The organism is Endozoicomonas sp. ALC013 (assembly GCF_049310205.1).
Lineage (GTDB): Bacteria > Pseudomonadota > Gammaproteobacteria > Pseudomonadales > Endozoicomonadaceae > Endozoicomonas.
Map to the genome: position 1 here is coordinate 1 of NZ_JBLYNS010000242.1, position 4500 is coordinate 4500.

5 protein-coding genes and 1 pseudogene are annotated in these 4500 nt (G+C 43.4%); 3 read left to right on the plus strand and 3 right to left on the minus strand.

Annotated elements, in window-relative coordinates; translation table 11 throughout:
* Positions 1-155 precede the first annotated feature (155 nt).
* Positions 156-737 carry a phage integrase N-terminal SAM-like domain-containing protein gene (locus tag ACO6V1_RS22555; RefSeq protein ID WP_422444694.1) on the plus strand — a complete coding sequence of 194 codons (582 nt, stop codon included), beginning with the start codon at positions 156-158 and terminating at the stop codon, positions 735-737.
* 199 nt (positions 738-936) lie between these two features.
* On the opposite strand, the gene ACO6V1_RS22560 is transcribed toward ACO6V1_RS22555, so the two are convergent.
* On the minus strand, positions 937-1143 hold the full coding sequence (locus ACO6V1_RS22560) for a hypothetical protein (RefSeq protein WP_422463032.1): 207 nt from the start codon (positions 1141-1143) through the stop codon (positions 937-939).
* A gap of 15 nt (positions 1144-1158) precedes the next feature.
* Here ACO6V1_RS22560 and ACO6V1_RS22565 point away from each other — a divergent pair, with 15 nt between their 5' ends.
* On the plus strand, positions 1159-2502 hold the full coding sequence (locus tag ACO6V1_RS22565) for a transposase (RefSeq protein ID WP_422444690.1): 1344 nt from the start codon (positions 1159-1161) through the stop codon (positions 2500-2502).
* A gap of 56 nt (positions 2503-2558) precedes the next feature.
* Here the strand turns inward: ACO6V1_RS22565 and ACO6V1_RS22570 are convergent, their stop codons facing one another.
* A complete protein-coding gene (locus tag ACO6V1_RS22570; protein WP_422468713.1) occupies positions 2559-3731 on the minus strand; it encodes an ISAs1 family transposase in 1173 nt (390 codons plus the stop codon).
* Positions 3732-3915: 184 nt separating this feature from the next.
* Between ACO6V1_RS22570 and ACO6V1_RS22575 the strand changes: the two genes are divergently transcribed.
* Complete coding sequence (locus ACO6V1_RS22575; RefSeq protein WP_422444686.1) at positions 3916-4092, plus strand: hypothetical protein; 177 nt, start codon at positions 3916-3918, stop codon at positions 4090-4092.
* A gap of 77 nt (positions 4093-4169) precedes the next feature.
* Here the strand turns inward: ACO6V1_RS22575 and ACO6V1_RS22580 are convergent.
* Positions 4170-4500, minus strand: a pseudogene (locus ACO6V1_RS22580) (hypothetical protein); the annotation flags it as partial.

Here is a 4500-nt window from a genome sequence, read left to right on the forward strand (position 1 = left end):
GTATTTGGTAATTCGTATATTTTTCGGTCAAGCAACCCGTGTGATTACAGATTGCTTTATTTTCATTCAAAACAACAGGTTAACCATTCAGTTGATTTTCTGCATATACGAACTAGCTTTTACTGTATAAAATTACAGTATCAAGCAGGACTTATATGAGATTACAAGAACGTTTTCAAATTGCCATTCGCTCTACCGGTTATTCTCTGTCTACCGAGCGCAGCTACTGGGACTGGATTAAACGCTTTATAAAATTTCATAAAATGCGTCATCCCGATTTACTGGCTGGCGATGATGTCCGTGATTTTCTCACTTATCTGGTGATGAAAAAGCACGTTGCTGTCAGTACTCAGCAGCAGGCATTGAGTGCCCTGGTCTTTTTGTACAAACAAGTGCTGAGGCGTGACAGTTTCACGATCAATGACTGGCAAAAATCCAAACGCCCCAAAAAACTCCCTGTTGTGTTTTCGGTGACTGAAGCCAACTCTGTCTTGTCCTATCTCAAAGGTACACCATTATTAGTCGCCCAATTAATGTATGGTGCCGGTCTTCGACTGAAGGAAGCTCTGCGTCTCAGAGTTCAGGATGTTGATTTTGGGCGCATGGAAATTACCGTTTGCCATGGCAAGGGTGGTAAAGACAGAATGACTCTGTTGCCCAAGGCGTCTGTTGAAGCATTACGGACCCATGTACTCAATCGCGGTGGTAAAGCGGTTTTAAGCCCGGTTGATCGCTGATAAAAAATGATAAAACATTCCTGAACAGCACTCACGCTACCGCTCCTCTATGCCATTTCCTTGAGTATTAAGGCAGTTGTACTTTACACGACAATTTAACAATAGTTGTATAGGAGTAAAATGTTACCATCGAACTGTTTATCAAAATACCTTTTTAAATCAGGCCACCAGCGGTGACACCGAATACAATTACCGGTTATCAAACAGTAATTAAACGACGAACGGCAACTTCATCCATGGCGTCGCCGGTTCCTGCCAGGGCAACCTCGCCTTGGTCCAGTATCCGCCTGGCAAACTCAAAGAACGGCTCAACCAGCAGAATAGCCGTCTCACCCCGGTCACGAACCAGACTAATAACCCTAAATTCAGCGGTTAAACCATCAGCTAAACTCTTACCCTCAGTCATACCGAGGGCTCACAGATGGTTCGTCCACCAAAACCCGCTCACCCAAAGGGTGAGCTGTCAGAAATGAAAAAAGACCCCTTGTCGGTCACGCTCGAAGTCGATTCTTTCGATGGAAAAATTCATGTTGAGTGGGAACCGGAAGCTTCGGTCACTCCAATGGGGCAATTGGCTTTTTTTATCCAATTTTTAAAAACGGGCCATCGATTTGAACCCTGGGTCAATGATTGCCCATTGACCTATAAAAGCCCCAATGCACCTCAAAAAGTTGATGTGCTCGGGTCAATAATGCTCTCCATACTTTCCGGCCATAAACGATACGCACACATTGGAACCATTATTGGCGACAACGTTAATGCACAGCTTCTTGGCATGAAAAAAATTGTCAGTGACGATTCCGCCAGACGTGGTTTGAAGAAAATTGATGAGCAGCAAGGCGTTGAATGGATGCAAAAACATCTGCACCTCTGCTTTGATCCACTGTTAACCATTCCATGGATTATGGATGTCGATGTGACTGTAAAAACCATCTATGGAAATCAGGAAGGTGCAGAGAATGGTTACAACCCATATAAAAAAGGAAGGCCATCCCACACCTACCACTCCTACATGATGGCCAACTTAAAATTGATACTCGAAGTTGAAGTCAGGCCGGGTAATGAAAGTCATAGTAAATACTCATTGCCAGGATTAATGGCGTTATTAAATCGTTTGCCAAAATGTTGCTGGCCTGAATTTGTTCGTGGCGATTGTGATTGGGGAAATGATCGAGTGATGTGTGAATTGGAAAGCGCGGGCTGTCATTATCTTTTTAAAGTTAAAAAGCATGACAACGTCAAGAAAGCCATATGCCAAGCGCACTGCAGCGGAGGCTGGACAAAATATGATAAGCACTGGGAAGGCAAGGAATCGGTTATTAAATTATCAGGATGGAAAAAAGAACGGCGTATTATTATTGTACGCAGACGTCGTCCTGAAAACGAAATGCTGGTCCTGGAAAAAGAATTAAAAGAGCGTCAAACAACACTGGCTTTAATTGAAGAACCGGACAATATAAAAGCCTATGAGTACTCAGTACTTGTCACTTCACTTGATAATGATGTTGTCTCCATTATTAACCATTATCGAAACAGGGCTGACTGTGAAAATAATTTTGATGAAATAAAAAACCAATGGGGCTGGGGCGGATACGTTACGCAAGATTTGGCAAGATGTCGCATGCTAGCGAGAATGGTAGCTTTAATATACAACTGGTGGACGCTTTATGTTCGTTTAAGTAATCCTGAATCCCACAAGGAATCTATTACCAGTCGTCCATTATTAATGAGTTCAATTGGAAAGCTCACCAGGGCTTACGCATGAAGAGAATGGTTCTCATTAACTCATTCACTCGAGCATAAAATGCACAATATTTACTATCAACATCCATGATTAACAGAAGTGAAGATGAACTGTTCAAGTAGTTCAGTCAGGTAGGAGTCATCCCAAGCGCAATCATTGCGCCTGCGTCGAATACTGCCCTTTCCCACACGATCCATCTTAAAAATATTGAGTGCCAGACGACGCAGAGTCGATAAGTTTTCAGCTCCATTTTCATGTTTGGTTTGACAGGCATCTTCATTAAAGGAGACGTCCAGCACCCAATGAAGCTTATTTTCGACTTCCCAGTGGATCCGGGTTGCATTGAGCATTTCATGCGCAGACATGGATTTACTGCTGATATAAAAGCGTAAAGCCGTTGTCACCTTGTTATTGATGGTCCTGTCTGCCTGAACAACTCCGAACTGCTTGATGCCCTGCCATTCTGCATGTGTTGATAGAAGGTTCAAATCAGTAAAGACCCAGCAGCAGCGGTACTCATGGTGCCCATGGCCTTTATTTTCCTGTTCAGCAAAGACATCTGATAGTTCATCTTTAGGGTTTAGCTCCCAATGCTTCTCAACTGCTTCCTGAATATCCTTCTGCAAGGTTTCCTGATTGCCCTTTACAGCCAGAAGATAGTCAGCCCCTTGTTCAATACACGTCGATGCAATGCTTTTTTGGCAACTCATTGCATCAGCAGTGATAAGGGCTCCTTGCATGTCAAGAGCCTCCATGAGTGTAGGAACTGCGGTAATCTCATTCGATTTGGAGTCTACTTTTTGTTGTCCTAACACTAATCCAAGCCGATGGCTCCAGGCACTAACCATATGTACAGCGCGCTTACCCTTTCCTTTGCCTCGGGAACCTTTAATCGATTTACCATCAATGGGAATAATATCGGTATATTCGCCTTCTGGTAACGCATCTGGGAATGCAGACTTTATCCAGCGTAGAAAGCATTTCTGGAATGATGCTGTGTTGAGATGAGTAAACACGCGATAAAAGGTGTCGTGCGAAGGAATACCGTTAGGTAGCGCTAAAAAAGTCTTGAGCCATCCGAACTTTTTCTTCCCATAAGACTCCATATCCTCCCAGGATTCACCATTACTCATGATGCAACAAAGAGCTATCATCAGAATGTCTATCAACTTGTGTTCACACCGGTTGGGGTTCTTGCGGGAATCTTCTACATCAACCATAAAGGTGATAAGGGGAGCAGGCTTGAGCATCAGTTGTCGTTAAATTACTGAATTCTACTACAGGTCTGCTCAATCCTTTGCATAGTACTAATAGCTAACTTTTGGTGGAAAATAGCAATCTAATTGAGAATGAGAATACAGGCGCGTAAGCCCTGGAAAGCTCACCGAATCAGGTAATCAAAAGAAAATAAAATTGACAAGCCATCATCGTTTGATGAATAAAATTGCTGAATTACAAAGCCAGCTGTGTGATTTTCTTGATTCAATTAAAAGTATTGCACCGCAGTTGAGTTCATTTCAGCCCTGGTTTCGCATTCTAACGAAAGCGACCTCAAAATTTTTGAAAAATGGTCAGGTTATTGCAGATCAACCATTAATCAGCTCGGGGTAAATGCTGGTATAGAGTTCAGTTGAGAGGTTCAAAAGCTATCCCTGCGGGCATGGCTCAGAGGTGATCAACTGCTTAATTTAGGTTGATGGACCCCATCCAATAACTGCACCTGATAAGGCACCTGCACCTCGAGTAATACCAGCAGCCCATACGCCACCAATTGCAGAACCTACAACAGCCCCCAAATTTATGTTGGTATTATTACAAGGGTCTTTATCGATATTATTTCCAATAACCTGACCTAGGAGGTTGGTTCCACCACCAATAAAAGCAGACGTACCAATACCTACTCCACCGAAGAGCCCCGTTGCTGCGCCAGCAGCAGCCCCCAAACTGCCTGCAATTAGAGCATCAGTAATACTCGATCCAGTTGCTAATGCGCCAGTGAAAGCTGAGACACCACCTATC

Coding starts and splice junctions, on each gene's coding strand:
- ACO6V1_RS22570 (WP_422468713.1), bottom strand. CDS start 3,731: ATGCTCAAGCCTGCTCCCCTTATCACCTTTATGGTTGATGTAGAAGAT.
- ACO6V1_RS22560 (WP_422463032.1), bottom strand. CDS start 1,143: ATGACTGAGGGTAAGAGTTTAGCTGATGGTTTAACCGCTGAATTTAGG.
- ACO6V1_RS22575 (WP_422444686.1), top strand. CDS start 3,916: ATGAATAAAATTGCTGAATTACAAAGCCAGCTGTGTGATTTTCTTGAT.
- ACO6V1_RS22555 (WP_422444694.1), top strand. CDS start 156: ATGAGATTACAAGAACGTTTTCAAATTGCCATTCGCTCTACCGGTTAT.
- ACO6V1_RS22565 (WP_422444690.1), top strand. CDS start 1,159: ATGGTTCGTCCACCAAAACCCGCTCACCCAAAGGGTGAGCTGTCAGAA.